At 46.8% G+C, this 17,013-nt stretch carries 14 protein-coding genes and 2 pseudogenes; 11 read left to right on the forward strand and 5 right to left on the reverse strand.

Translation table 11 applies throughout. The annotated features are described in order from the left end of the window. Nucleotides 1-49: 49 nt before the first annotated feature. Nucleotides 50-745 (reverse strand): annotated as a pseudogene (locus HUZ68_RS02400) (transposase domain-containing protein). A 114-nt stretch (nucleotides 746-859) separates the two neighbouring features. Between HUZ68_RS02400 and HUZ68_RS25075 the strand changes: the two are divergent. Further along, entirely contained in the window at nucleotides 860-949 is a 90-nt protein-coding gene (locus HUZ68_RS25075; RefSeq protein ID WP_419145891.1) for a hypothetical protein, read from the forward strand. 332 nt (nucleotides 950-1,281) lie between these two features. On the opposite strand, the pseudogene HUZ68_RS25080 reads toward HUZ68_RS25075, so the two are convergent. The 3 genes and pseudogenes from HUZ68_RS25080 to nanC all read right to left on the reverse strand — a co-directional run. Next, nucleotides 1,282-1,848: pseudogene (locus tag HUZ68_RS25080) on the reverse strand (sialate O-acetylesterase); the annotation flags it as partial. 64 nt (nucleotides 1,849-1,912) lie between these two features. After that, nucleotides 1,913-3,019: an N-acetylneuraminate epimerase gene (gene nanM, locus HUZ68_RS02410; protein WP_032301169.1), complete on the reverse strand. Its 1,107-nt coding sequence runs from the start codon at nucleotides 3,017-3,019 to the stop codon at nucleotides 1,913-1,915. 19 nt (nucleotides 3,020-3,038) lie between these two features. After that, nucleotides 3,039-3,755 (reverse strand): N-acetylneuraminic acid outer membrane channel NanC, encoded by a 717-nt coding sequence (gene nanC, locus HUZ68_RS02415; protein ID WP_071607568.1) that lies wholly within the window; start codon nucleotides 3,753-3,755, stop codon nucleotides 3,039-3,041. 1,453 nt (nucleotides 3,756-5,208) lie between these two features. Here nanC and fimB point away from each other — a divergent pair. The 9 genes from fimB to fimH all read left to right on the forward strand — a co-directional run bounded on the left by fimB (nucleotide 5,209) and on the right by fimH (nucleotide 13,961). Continuing rightward, nucleotides 5,209-5,811 carry a type 1 fimbria switch DNA invertase FimB gene (gene fimB, locus HUZ68_RS02420; RefSeq protein ID WP_000790583.1) on the forward strand — a complete coding sequence of 201 codons (603 nt, stop codon included), beginning with the start codon at nucleotides 5,209-5,211 and terminating at the stop codon, nucleotides 5,809-5,811. Nucleotides 5,812-6,288: 477 nt separating this feature from the next. Further along, nucleotides 6,289-6,885 carry a type 1 fimbria switch DNA invertase FimE gene (gene fimE / locus HUZ68_RS02425; RefSeq protein WP_000044700.1) on the forward strand — a complete coding sequence of 199 codons (597 nt, stop codon included), beginning with the start codon at nucleotides 6,289-6,291 and terminating at the stop codon, nucleotides 6,883-6,885. Between the two features lie 480 nt (nucleotides 6,886-7,365). After that, nucleotides 7,366-7,914: a type 1 fimbrial major subunit FimA gene (gene fimA / locus HUZ68_RS02430; protein ID WP_000695574.1), complete on the forward strand. Its 549-nt coding sequence runs from the start codon at nucleotides 7,366-7,368 to the stop codon at nucleotides 7,912-7,914. Between the two features lie 64 nt (nucleotides 7,915-7,978). After that, nucleotides 7,979-8,518 carry a type 1 fimbrial minor subunit FimI gene (gene fimI / locus HUZ68_RS02435; protein WP_000824111.1) on the forward strand — a complete coding sequence of 180 codons (540 nt, stop codon included), beginning with the start codon at nucleotides 7,979-7,981 and terminating at the stop codon, nucleotides 8,516-8,518. A 36-nt stretch (nucleotides 8,519-8,554) separates the two neighbouring features. Continuing rightward, entirely contained in the window at nucleotides 8,555-9,280 is a 726-nt protein-coding gene (gene fimC, locus HUZ68_RS02440; protein ID WP_000066557.1) for a type 1 fimbria chaperone FimC, read from the forward strand. Between the two features lie 66 nt (nucleotides 9,281-9,346). After that, nucleotides 9,347-11,983, forward strand: a complete 2,637-nt coding sequence (gene fimD / locus HUZ68_RS02445; RefSeq protein ID WP_000120939.1) for a fimbrial usher FimD — start codon at nucleotides 9,347-9,349, stop codon at nucleotides 11,981-11,983. 9 nt (nucleotides 11,984-11,992) lie between these two features. Further along, nucleotides 11,993-12,523 carry a type 1 fimbria minor subunit FimF gene (fimF, locus tag HUZ68_RS02450; protein ID WP_001244836.1) on the forward strand — a complete coding sequence of 177 codons (531 nt, stop codon included), beginning with the start codon at nucleotides 11,993-11,995 and terminating at the stop codon, nucleotides 12,521-12,523. Between the two features lie 72 nt (nucleotides 12,524-12,595). Further along, nucleotides 12,596-13,039 (forward strand): type 1 fimbrial minor subunit FimG, encoded by a 444-nt coding sequence (gene fimG / locus HUZ68_RS02455; RefSeq protein WP_077897989.1) that lies wholly within the window; start codon nucleotides 12,596-12,598, stop codon nucleotides 13,037-13,039. A 19-nt stretch (nucleotides 13,040-13,058) separates the two neighbouring features. Continuing rightward, a complete protein-coding gene (fimH, locus tag HUZ68_RS02460) occupies nucleotides 13,059-13,961 on the forward strand; it encodes a type 1 fimbria D-mannose specific adhesin FimH (protein ID WP_080030351.1) in 903 nt (300 codons plus the stop codon). A gap of 173 nt (nucleotides 13,962-14,134) precedes the next feature. Here the strand turns inward: fimH and gntP are convergent, their stop codons facing one another. Beyond that, entirely contained in the window at nucleotides 14,135-15,478 is a 1,344-nt protein-coding gene (gene gntP / locus HUZ68_RS02465; RefSeq protein WP_000558250.1) for a gluconate permease GntP, read from the reverse strand. A gap of 339 nt (nucleotides 15,479-15,817) precedes the next feature. Here gntP and uxuA point away from each other — a divergent pair, with 339 nt between their 5' ends. Further along, nucleotides 15,818-17,002, forward strand: a complete 1,185-nt coding sequence (uxuA, locus tag HUZ68_RS02470; RefSeq protein WP_000438582.1) for a mannonate dehydratase — start codon at nucleotides 15,818-15,820, stop codon at nucleotides 17,000-17,002. The last annotated feature ends 11 nt before the right edge of the window (nucleotides 17,003-17,013 follow it).

The raw sequence follows: 17,013 nt of genomic DNA on the forward strand, positions 1-17,013 counted from the left end.
ACGTCAGAGAATCAGGGAAAATTAAGGTCCCTCAGAAACACAATGCCGTTCACTTAAGCGGGGCGGCACTGTGTTTCACAGGATAACGGGTTTTTGATATCTTAACCGCCCTCGCCCTTGATGGTCGGGGGCGTTTTGTTATGAACACCACTTCCAGAGCCCCCGCAGATGCTCCAGTCGTTTCGGGATAGTCCCCGGTGACGCCGTGTTTCCCAGCACTATCATTTCTGTCACGATAAACTGGAACGCGAACTTAAAGCTGATCTCTGACGCCGCTTTTGTTGCCTCACGCCGTATCGCTCCGCTGGTAGGCGCGGTCATGGCATTCAGTAGAATGTGATTCCCAGATTCATTAACGCCACCAGACGCATGACGGGGTAGGCGCTCTGCCGCTCAGTGGATGTGTTGGCAGAGCCATAATATTCACGCAGCTCGGGTTCATCAGGTGTCCTGAACTGTGCGCCATCAATGGCAAAAAGCTGCAGGCCGTGCCAGTCATCCTTCAGGTAACGTTCCGCGCCCCATGTCTGTGTGGTCTGGCGGAAGAGCCATTCCACCGGGGCGGCCCCCACGCGCTGACGCGCCTGGGTGACAGCGCTGCGGGCGCCAGCAGGTTCATCCCCGCTTCGCCATCCACGCTCAGGTTAAGACGACGAACGGTCGCATGAGCAGAAAGCGTCAGGAAGTGCTGTATCCACTCGGTGGGAAGGTGCTCTGCAAACAGTTGCGTAGAGGGTGGTGGCATAAGCGGATGGTCACTGAAAGTGGTATAAGAAAATGGCTCCTTGTTGTGGAAGTCGTTATAGTGCCGCACGCCGGAGGAGTTAAAAGCGTTGATGGATGCGAATAAATCAAATTAATGAACGCTCACTTTTCGCGCCAAAACTGCAAAATTGCTTCTACAAAACTGTCAGAAATAATCCCCCGACGGGCTGCCGCGCTGAAATGACTGCTTCGCAGTGCCGTCGTCCAGTTCTCCGGTGACCGGTACGCTGAACCGTAATATCCCGTGCTTAAATCGTCCGGATCTTCATCAGGCGCGTTCGTCAGTCCTCTTTCACCTTGTTGCTGGAAGTCGACGAAAATAATATTGGCTAAAACATTATTTTGATAATTGCCATAAATAGCTTCATACGCATGAGGGAAATTTTCTTTCCAGTACCAGGTGGTATCGCCGCAAAACCAGGGCGCATCAGTAATATTATTAAGCTGAGAATGGTATTGTTTTAGATCCCTACGAAAGGCTTCAACCATATGATTAAAGTGTTGAGGGTGTGACGCGTAGTCACTGGTCATTAAGTCAAATTCGCCTTGCATCCAGCATACGCCGAGGAATTTGTTCTGCGGATTTTTTGCCAGTGCGGCTCGCGTTCTGCTGACTAAATCCTGGTACAGCGGAGTATCCGTTCCCCAACGACAAGCATCATGGCTGGCTCCGTGCCGTTCTGAATATGTCCCTTCGCTGCCTGCGGTAAAAGCCGATCCGCCACGGCAACACGGAACGATGAGAATCCCTGCATTATCAGGAATGAAGGGCAGTAATTTCCGTGCAATATGCAGTGCCTGGCCAACGGTGCCGTACTGTGTTTGATGATTCGTTGCCAGAGGATGGTGATAACCCTGCATATCCTGAACATCGTGTGGGCAGTGAGTCAGTGGAATAATGTCGTTAAAGTGACATGACGGGCCTCCGGGATGCGTATGCGCAAATCTCGCTAATTGTTTAATTCTTGGATGAGGCGCATCTTCCCTGTCCGGTAATGGCAGTCCTTCGCCATACGCCATGGCATTAGACTGACCAGCAACGGTAAGAACATAGTAATAATCAGGCGATATTATTGCGTTCATATAAATTTCGCGTAATTGAAATGACAAATTGATAGCAGGGCCCCTTTACTGGGGCCCTGAAGCGTTAGTTTTGTACTGTAACTTTATTATCCTTCACAGAGATCAAAACTGAATCCGTCACCGCTTTGCCGCCTGCAGTTTCACCGCCAATAATCAATAGACTATTATTCCAGGGCAATGATACTCCGTAGGCCCGACCTTGCGATAATTCACCCGATTTATCCCATTTCCCGTTATGCCAAAGATGAATATCAGTGCTATATGATTTTTTCAGGCCTTCATGCGCATAGTTCTTACCGTTTTGGTAATTTTCTCGTGAACCTTTGAATCCGGCCCCTCCGGCAAATATAAGAGAATCATTGCTTATCCCCGCAAAACCGCCAGCGACGCCATCTGGTGATGAGACGGGAGCAAGCTTATTCCATTTTAAATTATTACCGGTGAAATCAAGTTCAAATACGGCATCCGTTCGCAATCCTGGTTTGGCTTCACCATTAATAAGCCAGGTTTTATCACCTTTATTCACAACCGCCGCACCAGCCGTTCCGTACCAGGGAGATTCGCCAGCGTAACTCCATTGCTGTGTTGAGGGATCAAAAGACAACAGAAACTTATTGAAGAAATAATCTTCTGCTTTTTTGTCAAAATAGTGAGCGTTGATTTTATCTACAGCGGTTGAATCTTTTCCAGCCTCGTTGAGATCTTCAAAATAGCCATTGAAGATATTCTGGTTAACACCGCCAGTAACATAAGCCTTGCCGTTGTGTACAAAAGTCACATGACCTGCCATGCCCATCGGTGCGTGCGACATCAATTTAACCCAACTATTGGTTTTGGGGTTGTATTTGTGTACGTCATTAAATACCTGAGTCAAGCCCTTGCTATTTTTGCCAATGCCGCCAAACACATACAGATTGCCATCAATAAATGCCGAGGTTGCTTGATCTCTTGTTCCACCAGGGAATGCAGCTAACGCTGTCCATTTTTTATCTTTGGCCTGTGTATCCAGCTTGTACCATGCCGTACCTGCGCTACCTAAACCAATGTAGACAGTGTCGTTATCAATTGCTCCGGTACCACTTTTAAATGGCACAGGAGTTTCCGGTAATACAGACGCGTTTGCGGCAAATGAAGCCATCATGATAGCAAGCGCCGTTATTGTTTTATTCATTGTGACTGTCTCCTGTCTACTACAGTTTAAATGACACACCAATGCGATAACTGTTTTCCGATAAATTATCTCTGCCGTTGTAAACACCCTGACGGTCCAGGTAGTCATATTCTATGTATGGCGTAATATCGGGCGTCATATGGTATTGTAGAACAAATGCATTTTCCGTCGCCCATTTCTTATGGTTTGCATAGCGATAATCGTTCTGTTTGCTGTATAGCGTCGTTTGCCATGCGAAGGTGAAATCACTATTAATATGGTAAGTGACATATCCATCCCAACGATGAACGTTATCACGAGACATATCACCGGATAAGTCTTGTTGTCGGTAAGCTTTCCAGTCGTAACGATAGCGAATGCCAAAATTAAGATCTTTTGTCGCGTCCCAGGACAGTTTTACGTAGGGTCCGTAGCGTGTGCCGTTGCTGCTAAAATGCGTTAACATTCCCGGGCGCACCGTCCATTGCTCATCAAGTTTAATCGCGTAATTAACTTCAACCTGAACATCATTGAGTGCGGCATTTTCCTTTTTATTATCATGAATGGTATTCCAGGTATTACTTTCCATGCTTGCCCACCATCCATTTTGCCATCCCTCACTGACTTTGAGTCGAGTCTCATAGGCATGGCTTCCGCTACGATATCCACCACGTACGTCCAGTGTCGCAGCCTGAGAAATTAATGGTGACGAAAAGCACAGTAATAATACGCCAGAAAGTATTTTAGCCTTTTTCATAAATTTCACTCATTTGTAGGATACAGAAAGCAATACAAAGCCCGCATAAACAATTAGCATTTATGTTGTGTAATATTTTTTGCCAGGCTTATAGTGTCTTTGGCAACGGGTAGCTTATTTTATATTTTTTGTATAAGGTCTCCTGTGAAAATTCTCTTTCCACATTATTTAAATAAACAGAGAGCCAGATTAAATACCTGAGTATAAAATCTCTTCTGATGTTTAATTGATTTGAATGTTCGTAAGCTATATCACTTACTCAATTCATTTTACCCAGAGTCATAAAATAGAGTGTCTGTTGATCTCATTTTCATATTCCTTTCAGACTGAAGTGCGTTTTCATCACCCGATGAGAAAGAACTGAAGTGATGTTTGCCAGAGATTGCGAGATGCCCTGTCTCATTGACTATCTTGGTGCACCTTTATACCTGTTATACCAGATCAAAAATCACGCAATCCATACAACAAAACCAGATTTGCAATTCGTGTCACAAAATATGTTGATCTTTTTCTAAGAGGAAGATGCCATGTGAAGCCAGACGAACACTTGCGGTGGTCTTCAAAAACTAAAGATCTTCGTTTAACTATTTGTTTTATAAATAATTTATTTAGAGTCTAAACAAGGAAAGCTTTGCAAGCTAACTCAGTGAGTTTGATGAAAATCAGTGTTTACCCGCCATCAGGCTGAGCATAATTCTCATCATGAAATATGTTTCCTGGTTTGTGGCTTGTAACTGGTCACTTCTGAAGTCGATCTGGAGAGGCTTGTTGATGTTGGTGTTTTCAGGATGATGTTTCACTTAGTTTGTTTGCCGTATCGCCCGGCGAATGGCTGTGATTGAGGAAGGTTTAAGTCGCAGTGACCAAAGCCATATTTACCAACGAATGTAGATGAAAAAAACGTCTCCTGCGTTCCCCCATATCTCCAGGATAAAAAGGAATGTAACAATCTCATGGCTTAAACTGACGAACCAGCCAGGAATAATCGCTAGGGACCTAAGAATTAGCTTGATAATAGCCACTAAGAAATTACTGTGTTCCATGAAATAGCCATTTTGTGGCAAATGGAGTTGACTAATAATGTCATATGTGAGACGGCTAGTTGAACGAATATTAAATTTTGCTGAATTTTTTATGTTGATTTTACTTGTTACAGAACATATCACATGATATATAGATAAGATTAGTTGCATTAATGATGAGGGTTATTATTAGATTCGTATCCGATTGATAAATATATAAAGGTACATAGCATGCAAGAGCATAGCGTTTGTATGGCAACGTTATTATAATTAACTGTTGCTACTCCATTTAAGTTCACTCAGAAGAACTGGTCCACTTACGTTAGTTATTAAGCAAACGTTCGCTTTTATAAACATAATCAGGATAAAAATGTTGGATTATTGCTAACCCAGCACAGCTAGTGCGCGTCTGTAATTATAAGGGAAAAACGATGAAGAATAAGGCTGATAACAAAAAAAGGAACTTCCTGACCCATAGTGAAATCGAATCACTCCTTAAAGCAGCAAATACCGGGCCTCATGCAGCACGTAATTATTGTCTGACTTTGCTTTGTTTTATTCATGGTTTCCGGGCGAGTGAAATTTGTCGATTGAGGATTTCGGATATTGATCTTAAGGCAAAGTGTATATATATCCATCGATTAAAAAAAGGCTTTTCAACAACGCACCCGCTATTGAACAAAGAAGTTCAGGCTTTAAAAAACTGGTTGAGTATCCGTACTTCGTATCCGCATGCTGAGAGCGAGTGGGTATTTTTATCGCGTAAGGGGAATCCGCTTTCTCGGCAACAATTTTACCATATTATCTCGACTTCCGGTGGTAATGCCGGGTTGTCACTGGAGATTCATCCGCACATGTTACGCCATTCGTGTGGTTTTGCTTTGGCGAATATGGGAATAGATACGCGACTTATCCAGGATTATCTTGGGCATCGCAATATTCGTCATACTGTCTGGTATACCGCCAGCAATGCAGGGCGTTTTTACGGCATCTGGGATAGAGCCAGAGGACGACAGCGTCACGCTGTTTTATAGAGATAGTTGAGATACCAGGGATGGTGTTAAAAACTACATTATTCTTACGATATATCAAAAATGATTAACCATTTATTAATTGATGTTATTGTAAGTATGATTCTTAATTATCATAATAAACATTAAGTTAACCATATCCATACAAAATACAATGGTTTATGTTCTTCAAAATAAATAAACAAAATCATTCATAAATTTACACATCACTTAAATTCTCCTGTTTTCGCACTTTTTTCTTTATTTTTTAAGCAACTGGAAGTTAATCCACTGCAATCTATTGTTATATTGAATCAAATCAATGAAAATAGATGTTGTCACATCAGTGATATTTTATTTTTGTATGATATTTAATGTAATTGACTGATAGCCACATCACTTCGTGTGTGGTTATCTTTTTATCTATTGGGCTAATTTTGACCGATTGAGGTTTCCTATAGGTATTCATTTAAATATATCTCAGTCAGGAGTACTACTATTGTGAGTAAACGTCGTTATCTTACCGGTAAAGAAGTTCAGGCCATGATGCAGGCGGTTTGTTACGGGGCAACGGGAGCCAGAGATTATTGTCTTATTCTGTTGGCATATCGGCATGGGATGCGTATTAGTGAACTGCTTGATCTGCATTATCAGGATCTTGACCTTAATGAAGGTCGAATAAATATTCGCCGACTGAAGAACGGATTTTCTACCGTTCACCCGTTACGTTTTGATGAGCGTGAAGCTGTGGAACGCTGGACCCTGGAACGTGCTAACTGGAAAGGCGCTGACCGGACCGACGCCATATTTATTTCTCGCCGCGGGAGTCGGCTTTCTCGCCAGCAGGCCTATCGCATTATTCGCGATGCCGGTATTGAAGCTGGAACCGTAACGCAGACTCATCCTCATATGTTAAGGCATGCTTGCGGTTATGAACTGGCGGAGCGTGGTGCAGATACTCGTTTAATTCAGGATTATCTCGGGCATCGAAATATTCGCCATACTGTGCGTTATACCGCCAGTAATGCTGCTCGTTTTGCCGGATTATGGGAAAGAAATAATCTCATAAACGAAAAATTAAAAAGAGAAGAGGTTTGATTTAACTTATTGATAATAAAGTTAAAAAACAAATAAATACAAGACAATTGGGGCCAAACTGTCCATATCATAAATAAGTTACGTATTTTTTCTCAAGCATAAAAATATTAAAAAACGACAAAAAGCATCTAACTGTTTGATATGTAAATTATTTCTATTGTAAATTAATTTCACATCACCTCCGCTATATGTAAAGCTAACGTTTCTGTGGCTCGACGCATCTTCCTCATTCTTCTCTCCAAAAACCACCTCATGCAATATAAACATCTATAAATAAAGATAACAATAGAATATTAAGCCAACAAATAAACTGAAAAAGTTTGTCCGCGATGCTTTCCTCTATGAGTCAAAATGGCCCCAAATGTTTCATCTTTTGGGGGAAAACTGTGCAGTGTTGGCAGTCAAACTCGTTGACAAAACAAAGTGTACAGAACGACTGCCCATGTCGATTTAGAAATAGTTTTTTGAAAGGAAAGCAGCATGAAAATTAAAACTCTGGCAATCGTTGTTCTGTCGGCTCTGTCCCTCAGTTCTACAGCGGCTCTGGCCGCTGTCACGACGGTAAATGGTGGGACAGTTCACTTTAAAGGGGAGGTTGTTAACGCCGCTTGTGCGGTTGATGCCGGCTCTGTTGATCAAACCGTTCAGTTAGGTCAGGTTCGTACCGCTTCGCTGGACCAGGATGGAGCGACCAGCTCTGCCGTTGGTTTTAACATTCAGCTGAATGATTGCGATACCGATGTTGCAAGCAAAGCTGCTGTTGCCTTCTTAGGTACAACAATTGACACGAATCATACCAACGTACTGGCTCTGCAGAGTTCTGCTGCGGGTAGCGCAACAAACGTTGGTGTGCAGATCCTGGATAAAACAGGGGCTGCGTTGGCTTTGGATGGTGCGTCATTTAGTGCACAAACAACCCTGAATAACGGAACCAACACCATTCCGTTCCAGGCGCGTTATTATGCAATTGGTGCCGCAACCCCTGGCGCAGCTAATGCGGATGCGACCTTCAAGGTTCAGTATCAATAACCTACCCAGGTTCAGGGACGTCATTACGGGCAGGGATGCCCACCCTTGTGCGATAAAAATAACGATGAAAAGGAAGAGATTATTTCTATTAGCGTCGTTGCTGCCAATGTTTGCTCTGGCCGGAAATAAATGGAATACCACGCTGCCCGGCGGAAATATGCAATTTCAGGGCGTCATTATTGCGGAAACTTGCCGGATTGAAGCCGGTGATAAACAAATGACGGTCAATATGGGGCAAATCAGCAGTAACCGGTTTCATGCGGTAGGGGAAGATAGCGCACCGGTGCCTTTTGTTATTCATTTACGGGAATGTAGCACGGTGGTGAGCGAACGTGTAGGTGTGGCGTTTCACGGTGTCGCGGATGGTAAAAATCCGGATGTGCTTTCCGTGGGAGAGGGGCCAGGGATAGCCGCCAATATTGGCGTAGCGTTGTTTGATGATGAAGGAAACCTCGTACCGATTAATCGTCCTCCAGCAAACTGGAAACGGCTTTACTCAGGCTCTACTTCGCTACATTTCATCGCCAAATATCGTGCTACCGGGCGTCGGGTTACTGGCGGCATCGCCAATGCCCAGGCCTGGTTCTCTTTAACCTATCAGTAATTGTTCAGCAGATAATGTGATAACAGGAACAGGACAGTGAGTAATAAAAACGTCAATGTAAGGAAATCGCAGGAAATAACATTCTGCTTGCTGGCAGGTATCCTGATGTTCATGGCAATGATGGTTGCCGGACGCGCTGAAGCGGGAGTGGCCTTAGGTGCGACTCGCGTAATTTATCCGGCAGGGCAAAAACAAGTGCAACTTGCCGTGACAAATAATGATGAAAATAGCACCTATTTAATTCAATCATGGGTGGAAAATGCCGATGGTGTAAAGGATGGTCGTTTTATCGTGACGCCTCCTCTGTTTGCGATGAAGGGAAAAAAAGAGAATACCTTGCGTATTCTTGATGCAACAAATAACCAATTGCCACAGGACCGGGAAAGTTTATTCTGGATGAACGTTAAAGCGATTCCGTCAATGGATAAATCAAAATTGACTGAGAATACGCTACAGCTCGCAATTATCAGCCGCATTAAACTGTACTATCGTCCGGCTAAATTAGCGTTGCCACCCGATCAGGCCGCAGAAAAATTAAGATTTCGTCGTAGCGCGAATTCTCTGACGCTGATTAACCCGACACCCTATTACCTGACGGTAACAGAGTTGAATGCCGGAGCCCGGGTTCTTGAAAATGCCTTGGTGCCTCCAATGGGCGAAAGCACTGTTAAATTGCCTTCTGATGCAGGAAGCAATATTACTTACCGAACAATAAATGATTATGGCGCACTTACCCCCAAAATGACGGGCGTAATGGAATAACGCAGGGGGAATTTTTCGCCTGAATAAAAAGAATTGACTGCCGGGTGATTTTAAACCGGAGGAATAATGTCATATCTGAATTTAAGACTTTACCAGCGAAACACACAATGCTTGCATATTCGTAAGCATCGTTTGGCTGGTTTTTTTGTCCGGCTCTTTGTCGCCTGTGCTTTTGCCGCACAGGCACCTTTGTCATCTGCCGAACTCTATTTTAATCCGCGCTTTTTAGCGGATGATCCCCAGGCTGTGGCCGATTTATCGCGTTTTGAAAATGGGCAAGAATTACCGCCAGGGACGTATCGTGTCGATATCTATTTGAATAATGGTTATATGGCAACGCGTGATGTCACATTTAATACGGGCGACAGCGAACAAGGGATTGTTCCCTGCCTGACACGCGCGCAACTTGCCAGTATGGGGCTGAATACGGCTTCTGTCTCCGGTATGAATCTGCTGGCGGATGATGCCTGCGTGCCCTTAACCTCCATGATCCATGACGCTACTGCGCATTTAGATGTTGGTCAGCAGCGACTCAACCTGACGATCCCTCAGGCATTTATGAGTAATCGCGCGCGTGGTTATATTCCTCCTGAGTTATGGGATCCCGGTATTAATGCCGGATTGCTCAATTATAATTTCAGCGGAAATAGTGTACAGAATCGGATTGGGGGTAACAGCCATTATGCATATTTAAACCTACAGAGTGGGTTAAATATTGGTGCGTGGCGTTTACGCGACAATACCACCTGGAGTTATAACAGTAGCGACAGATCATCAGGTAGCAAAAATAAATGGCAGCATATCAATACCTGGCTTGAGCGAGACATAATACCGTTACGTTCCCGGCTGACGCTGGGTGATGGTTATACTCAGGGCGATATTTTCGATGGTATTAACTTTCGCGGCGCACAATTGGCCTCAGATGACAATATGTTACCCGATAGCCAAAGAGGATTTGCCCCGGTGATCCACGGTATTGCTCGTGGTACTGCACAGGTCACTATTAAACAAAATGGGTATGACATTTATAATAGTACGGTGCCACCGGGGCCTTTTACCATCAACGATATCTATGCCGCAGGTAATAGTGGTGACTTGCAGGTAACGATCAAAGAGGCTGACGGCAGCACGCAGATTTTTACCGTACCCTATTCGTCAGTCCCGCTTTTGCAACGTGAAGGGCATACTCGTTATTCCATTACGGCAGGAGAATACCGTAGTGGAAATGCGCAACAGGAAAAACCCCGCTTTTTCCAAAGTACATTACTCCACGGCCTTCCGGCTGGCTGGACAATATATGGTGGAACGCAACTGGCAGATCGTTATCGTGCTTTTAATTTTGGTATCGGGAAAAATATGGGGGCACTGGGCGCTCTGTCTGTGGATATGACTCAGGCTAATTCCACACTTCCCGATGACAGTCAGCATGACGGACAATCGGTGCGTTTTCTCTATAACAAATCGCTCAATGAGTCAGGCACGAATATTCAGTTAGTAGGTTACCGTTATTCGACCAGCGGATATTTTAATTTCGCTGATACAACATACAGTCGAATGAATGGCTACAACATCGAAACACAGGATGGAGTGATTCAGGTTAAGCCGAAATTCACCGACTATTACAACCTCGCTTATAACAAACGCGGGAAATTACAGCTCACCGTTACTCAGCAACTCGGGCGCACATCAACACTGTATTTGAGTGGTAGCCATCAAACTTATTGGGGAACGAGTAATGTCGATGAGCAATTCCAGGCTGGATTAAATACTGCGTTCGAAGATATCAACTGGACGCTCAGCTATAGCCTGACGAAAAACGCCTGGCAAAAAGGACGGGATCAGATGTTAGCGCTTAACGTCAATATTCCTTTCAGCCACTGGCTGCGTTCTGACAGTAAATCTCAGTGGCGACATGCCAGTGCCAGCTACAGCATGTCACACGATCTCAACGGTCGAATGACCAATCTGGCTGGTGTATACGGTACGTTGCTGGAAGACAACAACCTCAGCTATAGCGTGCAAACCGGCTATGCCGGGGGAGGCGATGGTAATAGCGGAAGCACAGGCTACGCCACGCTGAATTATCGCGGTGGTTACGGCAATGCCAATATCGGTTACAGCCATAGCGATGATATTAAGCAGCTCTATTACGGAGTCAGCGGTGGGGTACTGGCTCATGCCAATGGCGTAACGCTGGGGCAGCCGTTAAACGATACGGTGGTGCTTGTTAAAGCGCCTGGCGCAAAAGATGCAAAAGTCGAAAACCAGACGGGGGTGCGTACCGACTGGCGTGGTTATGCCGTGCTGCCTTATGCCACTGAATATCGGGAAAACAGAGTGGCGCTGGATACCAATACCCTGGCTGATAACGTCGATTTAGATAACGCGGTCGCTAACGTTGTTCCCACTCGTGGGGCGATCGTGCGAGCAGAGTTTAAAGCGCGCGTTGGGATAAAACTGCTCATGACGCTAACCCACAATAATAAGCCGCTGCCGTTTGGGGCGATGGTGACATCAGAGAGTAGCCAGAGTAGCGGCATTGTTGCGGATAATGGTCAGGTTTACCTCAGCGGAATGCCTCTAGCGGGAAAAGTTCAGGTGAAATGGGGAGAAGAGGAAAATGCTCACTGTGTCGCCAATTATCAACTGCCACCAGAGAGTCAGCAGCAGTTATTAACCCAGCTATCAGCTGAATGTCGTTAAGGGGGCGTGATGAGAAACAAACCTTTTTATCTTCTGTGCGCTTTTTTGTGGCTGGCGGTAAGTCGCGTTTTGGCTGCGGATAGCACGATTACTATCCGCGGCTATGTCAGAGATAACGGCTGTAGTGTGGCCGCTGAATCAACCAATTTTACTGTTGATCTGATGGAAAACGCGGCGAAGCAATTTAACAACATTGGCGCGACGACTCCTGTCGTTCCATTTCGTATTTTGCTGTCACCCTGTGGTAATGCCGTTTCTGCCGTAAAAGTTGGGTTTACCGGCGTTGCAGATAGCCACAATGCCAACCTGCTTGCACTTGAAAATACGGTGTCAGCGGCTGCGGGACTGGGAATACAGCTTCTGAATGAGCAGCAAAATCAAATACCCCTTAATGCTCCATCGTCCGCGATTTCGTGGACGACCCTGACGCCGGGTAAACCAAATACGCTGAATTTTTACGCCCGGCTAATGGCGACACAGGTGCCTGTCACTGCGGGGCATATCAATGCCACGGCTACCTTCACTCTTGAATATCAGTAACTGGAGATGCTCATGAAATGGCGCAAACGTGGGTATTTATTGGCGGCAATATTGGCGCTCGCAAGTGCGACGATACAGGCAGCCGATGTCACCATCACGGTGAACGGTAAGGTCGTCGCCAAACCGTGCACAGTTTCCACCACCAATGCCACGGTTGATCTCGGCGATCTTTATTCTTTCAGTCTGATGTCTGCCGGGGCGGCATCGGCCTGGCATGATGTTGCGCTTGAGTTGACTAATTGTCCGGTGGGAACGTCGAGGGTCACTGCCAGCTTCAGCGGGGCAGCCGACAGTACCGGATATTATAAAAACCAGGGGACCGCGCAAAACATCCAGTTAGAGCTACAGGATGACAGTGGCAACACATTGAATACTGGCGCAACCAAAACAGTTCAGGTGGATGATTCCTCACAATCAGCGCACTTCCCGTTACAGGTCAGAGCATTGACGGTAAATGGCGGAGCCACTCAGGGAACCATTCAGGCAGTGATTAGCATCACCTATACCTACAGCTGAACCCGAAGAGATAATTGTAATGAAACGAGTTATTACCCTGTTTGCTGTACTGCTGATGGGCTGGTCGGTAAATGCCTGGTCATTCGCCTGTAAAACCGCCAATGGTACCGCTATCCCTATTGGCGGTGGCAGCGCTAATGTTTATGTAAACCTTGCGCCTGCCGTGAATGTGGGGCAAAACCTGGTCGTAGATCTTTCGACGCAAATCTTTTGCCATAACGATTATCCGGAAACCATTACAGACTATGTCACACTGCAACGAGGCTCGGCTTATGGCGGCGTGTTAGCTAATTTTTCCGGGACCGTAAAATATAGTGGCAGTAGCTATCCATTTCCGACCACCAGCGAAACGCCGCGGGTTGTTTATAATTCGAGAACGGATAAGCCGTGGCCGGTGGCGCTTTATTTGACGCCTGTGAGCAGTGCGGGCGGGGTGGCGATTAAAGCTGGCTCATTAATTGCCGTGCTTATTTTGCGACAGACCAACAACTATAACAGCGATGATTTTCAGTTTGTGTGGAATATTTACGCCAATAATGATGTGGTGGTGCCTACTGGCGGCTGTGATGTTTCTGCTCGTGATGTCACCGTTACTCTGCCGGACTACCCTGGTTCAGTGCCAATTCCTCTTACCGTTTATTGTGCGAAAAGCCAAAACCTGGGGTATTACCTCTCCGGCACAACCGCAGATGCGGGCAACTCGATTTTCACCAATACCGCGTCGTTTTCACCAGCGCAGGGCGTCGGCGTACAGTTGACGCGCAACGGTGCGATTATTCCAGCGAATAACACGGTATCGTTAGGAGCAGTAGGAACTTCGGCGGTAAGTCTGGGATTAACGGCAAATTACGCACGTACCGGAGGGCAGGTGACTGCAGGGAATGTGCAATCGATTATTGGCGTGACTTTTGTTTATCAATAAAGAAATCACAGGGCATTGCTAATGCAGGTACGCAATATTACCTGAAGCTAAAAACCTGCACGTTAGCCCTTTGTAGGCCAGATAAGACGCGTCAGCGTCGCATCTGGCATAAACAAAGCGCACTTTGCCGACAATCCGAACTGAGCCTGCCATTGGCAGGCTCTGGTGTTCTTTTACGCTACCATGCTAATAATCAGCACAATAATCAGCCCAACCACGGAGTTGACCAGCTCCAGCAGACCCCAGGTTTTCAACGTGTCTTTTACTGACAGGTCAAAGTAACCTTTGAACAACCAGAAAGATGCATCGTTAATGTGGGTGAGGGTGTTGGAACCCGCAGCCGTCGCCAGCACCAGCAGCGCCGGATTCACGCCAATCAGCTGACCAGTTGCTGGATCAAGGATTGCAGCACTGATAATCCCGGCGGCGGTCATCGCCGAAACGACACCCTGACCCGTCGCCAGACGAATTAGCACAGTGATCAGCCATGCCATAATGTAGGGCGAGATATTGCCGTGGGACATCAACATGCCGATGGTGTCGCCAATGCCGGTGTCGATGATAGTTTGCTTCAGCACGCCACCCGCACCGATGATCAGAATCACCATTGCAATGCTTTTCACCGCACTTTCAAAAGCGTTCATCACCCACTGCATGTCATGACCACGTGCGGTGCCAAAGAGTACGAATGCAACCACCATCGCAATAAACATTGCAATCGGCGAGGAACCGATAAAGTTAACCACTTCCCAGGCAGGGGTATCTTTTACCAGCCAGATATTGGCGATGGTGGTAGAGATCATAATGATCGCCGGGATCAGCGGCACCAGAATCGAAACGCCGAAAGAGGGCAGATTGTTCATATCTACCGGTTGATCTGCTTTCAGGAATGATGGCGTTGGGCGCTCAAGATTGCCGAGGAACTTCGGCAGGATCAGACCTGCGCAGATTACACTTGGGATCGTCACCAGTACGCCATAGATATAAACCATCCCCATATCTGCGCCATAAGCATTCACCAGCGCCACCGGACCCGGCTGCGGTGGGAACAGTGAATGTGCGGTAGTGGCAGCTGCTACTGCCGGGATCGCCAGTTTCAGGAACGGAATTTTAGCTTCGGCGGCAATGACAATAACCAGCGGCGCTAACATGATAAAGGCCACTTCATAGAACATCGCCAGACCAAAAATCAGGCCGATGATAATCACCGACAGCTGTACATAGCGCAGACCGAGACGCGCCAGCAGCGTATGTGCTATCTGGTGAGCCGCGCCGGAGTCGACCATCAATTTACCGATGACCGCACCGAACACCACGATGATAGCCAGTTCCCCCAGCGTGTTGCCGAAGCCCGCTTTCATGGTGTGCAGCAGCGACATCAAATCCATGCCCGCCAGCATCCCGACGGACAGCGCCGCCACCAACAAAGCCACCATTGAATTGATTTTGAACTTCAAATTCAGTACCAGCATCAGACCAATGCCGAATACCACCCAGAGAATGTTAAGCACATGCATAACGTTTTACCTTACCTGGTTGAACCGTTGTTATTTTGGGCGACATGTTATGTAAATTGGTCAACCATTGTTGCGATGAATGTCACATCCTCTGATCAATAACCATCGATTACCTTTTGCTGCAATTTGCAGCAACAACCAGGAGAGTGAAATTCTTGTGATGTGGTTAACCAATTTCAGAATTCGGGTTGACATGTCTTACCAAAAGGTAGAACTTATACGCCATCTCATCCGATGCAACGCCACGGCTGCGGTCTGGTTGTTCATCCGGATACCTAAACAACTCCAGGGTTCCGCGTCTCTTTGCTGTGGAACCCACTATGTGAAAGAGGAAAAATCATGGAACAGACCTGGCGCTGGTACGGCCCAAACGATCCGGTTTCTTTAGCTGATGTCCGTCAGGCGGGCGCCACTGGCGTGGTTACCGCGCTGCACCATATCCCGAACGGCGAAGTATGGTCCGTAGAAGAGATCCTCAAACGCAAGGCGATCGTTGAAGACGCAGGCTTGGTGTGGTCTGTCGTAGAAAGCGTACCAATTCACGAAGATATCAAAACCCACACTGGCAACTATGAGCAGTGGATCGCTAACTATCAGCAGACTCTGCGCAACCTGGCGCAGTGCGGCATTCGCACCGTGTGCTACAACTTCATGCCGGTGCTCGACTGGACCCGTACTGACCTCGAATACGTGCTGCCAGACGGCTCCAAAGCTCTGCGCTTCGACCAGATCGAATTCGCTGCATTCGAAATGCATATCCTGAAACGTCCAGGCGCGGAAGCGGATTACACCGAAGAAGAAATTGCTCAGGCAGCTGAACGCTTCGCCACTATGAGCGACGAAGACAAAGCGCGTCTGACGCGTAACATCATTGCCGGTCTGCCGGGCGCGGAAGAAGGGTATACCCTCGACCAGTTCCGTAAGCACCTGGAGCTGTACAAAGATATCGATAAAGCGAAGCTGCGCGAAAACTTTGCCGTCTTCCTGAAAGCGATTATTCCAGTTGCTGAAGAAGTTGGCGTGCGTATGGCGGTTCACCCGGACGATCCGCCGCGCCCGATCCTCGGCCTGCCGCGCATTGTTTCCACCATTGAAGATATGCAGTGGATGGTTGATACCGTAAACAGCATGGCGAACGGTTTCACCATGTGCACCGGTTCCTACGGCGTGCGTGCTGACAACGATCTGGTTGATATGATCAAGCAGTTCGGTCCGCGTATTTACTTCACCCATCTGCGCTCCACCATGCGTGAAGATAACCCGAAAACCTTCCACGAAGCGGCGCACCTGAACGGTGACGTTGATATGTACGAAGTGGTGAAAGCGATTGTTGAAGAAGAACACCGTCGTAAAGCGGAAGGCAAAGAAGACCTGATCCCGATGCGTCCGGACCACGGTCATCAGATGCTGGACGACCTGAAGAAGAAAACCAACCCAGGTTACTCCGCAATTGGTCGTCTGAAAGGCCTGGCCGAAGTTCGCGGTGTCGAACTGGCGATCCAGCGCGCTTTCTTTAGCCGTTAATATCCACCGGC

Origin of the sequence: Shigella dysenteriae, assembly GCF_022354085.1 — a bacterium.
GTDB lineage: Bacteria > Pseudomonadota > Gammaproteobacteria > Enterobacterales > Enterobacteriaceae > Escherichia > Escherichia coli.

What these genes read in the sequence shown, in the direction of transcription:
- fimD (WP_000120939.1), top strand. Translation starts at nt 9,347, where the DNA reads ATGTCATATCTGAATTTAAGACTTTACCAGCGAAACACACAATGCTTG.
- HUZ68_RS25075 (WP_419145891.1), top strand. Translation starts at nt 860, where the DNA reads ATGAACGCTCACTTTTCGCGCCAAAACTGCAAAATTGCTTCTACAAAA.
- fimA (WP_000695574.1), top strand. Translation starts at nt 7,366, where the DNA reads ATGAAAATTAAAACTCTGGCAATCGTTGTTCTGTCGGCTCTGTCCCTC.
- nanC (WP_071607568.1), bottom strand. Translation starts at nt 3,755, where the DNA reads ATGAAAAAGGCTAAAATACTTTCTGGCGTATTATTACTGTGCTTTTCG.
- fimI (WP_000824111.1), top strand. Translation starts at nt 7,979, where the DNA reads ATGAAAAGGAAGAGATTATTTCTATTAGCGTCGTTGCTGCCAATGTTT.
- uxuA (WP_000438582.1), top strand. Translation starts at nt 15,818, where the DNA reads ATGGAACAGACCTGGCGCTGGTACGGCCCAAACGATCCGGTTTCTTTA.
- fimF (WP_001244836.1), top strand. Translation starts at nt 11,993, where the DNA reads ATGAGAAACAAACCTTTTTATCTTCTGTGCGCTTTTTTGTGGCTGGCG.
- fimB (WP_000790583.1), top strand. Translation starts at nt 5,209, where the DNA reads ATGAAGAATAAGGCTGATAACAAAAAAAGGAACTTCCTGACCCATAGT.
- fimH (WP_080030351.1), top strand. Translation starts at nt 13,059, where the DNA reads ATGAAACGAGTTATTACCCTGTTTGCTGTACTGCTGATGGGCTGGTCG.
- nanM (WP_032301169.1), bottom strand. Translation starts at nt 3,019, where the DNA reads ATGAATAAAACAATAACGGCGCTTGCTATCATGATGGCTTCATTTGCC.
- gntP (WP_000558250.1), bottom strand. Translation starts at nt 15,478, where the DNA reads ATGCATGTGCTTAACATTCTCTGGGTGGTATTCGGCATTGGTCTGATG.